The organism is Allokutzneria oryzae, assembly GCF_042429765.1.
GTDB classification, from domain to species: domain Bacteria; phylum Actinomycetota; class Actinomycetes; order Mycobacteriales; family Pseudonocardiaceae; genus Allokutzneria; species Allokutzneria oryzae.
Window position 1 is genome coordinate 1 of sequence record NZ_JBHLZU010000035.1, and the last position, 775, is coordinate 775.

The 775-nt window shown below is 66.5% G+C and carries 1 protein-coding gene; it reads left to right on the top strand.

Annotated elements, in window-relative coordinates:
* Positions 1–581, top strand: a 581-nt coding sequence (locus ACFFQA_RS36505) for an HNH endonuclease signature motif containing protein (RefSeq protein WP_377862383.1), incomplete at its 5' end; no start/stop codon positions are given.
* Positions 582–775: the final 194 nt, after the last annotated feature.

A 775-nucleotide genomic window follows, 5' to 3' on the forward strand; every position in this document is an offset into this window, starting at 1 on the left:
TCGCCCGAGGCCTAGACGATGAGCGCACCATGGACCAGCGCCGCGCGGATGTCGCCTTTGACCTGTTGATGGGCAAGGAGACCGGAGCCCCGCAGGGTGAGGTGAAGGTCCTGGTCACCCTCCCCGCGACCACGTTGATGGGGATGGATCAGGAACCGGGGATGCTCGCCGGGTATGGGCCGATCCCGGCAGATGTGGCGCGGGACATCGCGGCCGGTGGCACGTGGAAGCGGATCTTGACTGACCCGGTGACCGGGGTGGCGGTGGATGTGGGGCGGACGAACTACCGCCCCTCAGCCGCCCTCGCCGACCTGGTCCGGGCCCGGGACGTCACCTGCGTGGCGATCGGCTGTCGTCAACCGGCGCACCGCTGCGATCTGGATCATTGCGAACCCTTCGATGGCATGAACACGGTCGCGGATGACCTGGGCGCGAAGTGCCGACGGCATCACGTGATGAAACACCACACCCGGTGGAAACGAACCCAGCTCCCGGGCGGTATCCATATTTGGACGACCCCGATGGGAAGAACGTATGTCCGGGAGCCGGAACCGATCGCGGATCCTGGTCCACCGTTTTAGACCCGACCCCGGCTAGCCCGCCACCGTATTAGGTGAGCGGGCTAGCCGGGGTCGGCGCCCAAGGAAATGCGCGCCGGAGTCCGGGAGAATTATCCGGGGGCAACCCGACGGAGTCGGGGCGGCGGCACGGCCCTTAAGAGGGCGTTTAATCCCGGGAGTTCTGTTTTGTTCGGGTTCACGTGCCGCGCCAGGTG